The sequence below is a fragment of the Fischerella muscicola PCC 7414 genome, assembly GCF_000317205.1.
In the GTDB taxonomy this organism is placed as follows: Bacteria; Cyanobacteriota; Cyanobacteriia; order Cyanobacteriales; family Nostocaceae; genus Fischerella; species Fischerella muscicola.
Map to the genome: position 1 here is coordinate 1 of NZ_AJLK01000192.1, position 2206 is coordinate 2206.

Sequence of the window (2206 nt, forward strand, 5' to 3'; positions counted from 1 at the left end):
CAAGCCAAGCCTAAGTTACATCCCCCTTGTCACCCCCTCAGAAGAAAAATCTTGCTGTTGCTTTTTATCTTTGAGGGCGTCCGTCACCTGAAAGGCTTGCCCTGCCACAAGTTGACTGCGGTTGTCACCCCCTCAGCCCAAATGCTTTTGCAAAGCTTGACGCATCACATCTACAGGCACACTTTGGCGTTGCAACCAGATTTTTAATGCTGCTGCGCCTTGTTGGACAAGCATTTCTAGTCCATCTATGGCAGTTGCACCTACTTGTTGCGCCTGTTGTAAAAATTTTGTTGGGTTAGGAGTATAAATTAAATCGTAGGCGATCGCTTGCGGCGATAAATTTGCCATTTCTGCTGCACTCAGGGGCGATTCATCCACCTTAGGATACATACCAATGGGAGTTGTATTAACTAGCAAATCCGTTTGCGGGATTAATCTGGGTAATTCATCCCATTTGTGAACATTGAGATTAACTTGTAGCGGTGAATTTTCCCAGCTTTGAGAAAAATCTCTCAATCGGTGTACATTTCGCCCCACAACATGAATTTCTGCACATCCTAACTTTGCACAACCTGCCACTACAGCCCTAGCAGCACCACCGTTACCTAAAATTACTGCTACTTTCTGACTCCAATCTTGCTGATGTGTTTGTAAAGGAGCAAGAAATCCTTCTATATCCGTGTTTGTACCTATGAAATTGTTATTTTTATTGATAACTGTATTTACTGCCCCTACGGCTTGAGCGATGGGTTCTACCGCTGACAAAAACTGCATGATTGCCTGTTTATGAGGAATTGTGACGCTAAACCCTACAACACCAATAGCTGCAAAACCCTGAATAGCTGTGTGTAAATCTTCTGGTTTAATTGGAAAGGGCAGGTAGACATAATCTATTCCCAATTGCGCGATCGCAGCATTATGCATAACTGGCGATAGCGAATGTTCTACTGGATAGCCGATAACTCCTAGCAGTTTGGTTTTCCCTGTAATCAATGTTTTGTCCTTTGTCAGTTACATGTTGTTGGCTGTTTGTTGATAGTTAGTTCCAAACAACCACCAACTACCAACAATCAACAATTAATTAAAGCCTACAATTATTAGAGGATACTTAACATTTCTTTGGAATCATGCAGGCAACAACAGCCTTCTCTACAACCCCTATTCCTGGCAAATATTGGCAGTGGCGAGGGCACAACATTTACTATGTACAAGCAGGAAAACCGCAACCCCAACATCCACCTTTACTGTTAGTGCATGGGTTTGGTGCTTCCACTGACCACTGGCGCAAAAACATTGCCCAACTGTGTCACGATTTTGAAGTTTGGGCTATAGATCTTTTGGGATTCGGACGTTCAGCCAAGCCAAAATTGGAGTATAGCGGTGATCTATGGCGAGACCAACTCTATGACTTTATCACTGAAGTCATAGGTCAAAAAGCAGTACTAGTAGGTAATTCTCTAGGTGGTTATGCTAGCTTGTGTGTTGCAGCCCAACGTTCTGACGCAGTAGCGGGTTTAGTATTACTAAACAGCGCCGGGCCGTTTAATGAGAATGAGCATACAGCTGAACCAGAAGCACTGCAAACTCAAATAGAACCACCACAACAGCCAGATAATTTGCAGAAACTCTTAGGTGATGTTGCCAAATGGATTTTTCAACAACCTTTTGCCCAGTTTCTATTATTTCAATACGTCCGACAAAAAAGTGTCATTCGTCAAACTCTAGAAAAAGTTTATCTTGACAAAAGCGCAGTTACAGAACAATTGATAGAAGAAATTTCTCGCCCTGCTTATGATCAAGGTGCTTTCGATGTATTTTCCTCGGTGTTTAGAACTCCCCAAGGGGAAAAAGTTGATATGCTACTCAAGCAATTAACTTGTCATTTACTACTATTATGGGGAGAAGCTGATCCTTGGATTAACGCTAGAGAACGTTCGCAAAAATTCCGCCAATACTATCCTCAATTGACAGAACACTTCTTGCGGGCGGGTCATTGTCCCCACGATGAAGTACCAGAACAGGTCAATTCCTTACTGCGGGAATGGGTTTTTTCTGTAGTTAGTAGTTAGTTATATTTTGTAGGTTGGGTCGAGTTTACGAGACCCAACTTGATCAAGATTAAGTTGGGTTTCCTTGCATTAACCCAACCTACTATTAATGCACTAGTTATTAACCACTAACTGTTAACAGTCCTAACGAGTAATTG

Annotated in this window: 2 protein-coding genes; one reads left to right on the forward strand and one right to left on the reverse strand. The window is 42.4% G+C overall.

Features of this window, described 5'->3' with window-relative positions:
• Window positions 1-132 precede the first annotated feature (132 nt).
• The gene (locus tag UYI_RS0129835; protein ID WP_016870350.1) at window positions 133-993 is read right to left on the reverse strand and encodes a shikimate dehydrogenase; all 861 of its coding nucleotides are present in this window, start codon (window positions 991-993) and stop codon (window positions 133-135) included.
• 134 nt (window positions 994-1127) lie between these two features.
• Between UYI_RS0129835 and UYI_RS0129840 the strand changes: the two genes are divergently transcribed.
• On the forward strand, window positions 1128-2069 hold the full coding sequence (locus UYI_RS0129840; RefSeq protein ID WP_016870351.1) for an alpha/beta fold hydrolase: 942 nt from the start codon (window positions 1128-1130) through the stop codon (window positions 2067-2069).
• Window positions 2070-2206 lie beyond the last annotated feature (137 nt).

Coding starts and splice junctions, on each gene's coding strand:
- UYI_RS0129840 (WP_016870351.1), top strand. CDS start 1,128: ATGCAGGCAACAACAGCCTTCTCTACAACCCCTATTCCTGGCAAATAT.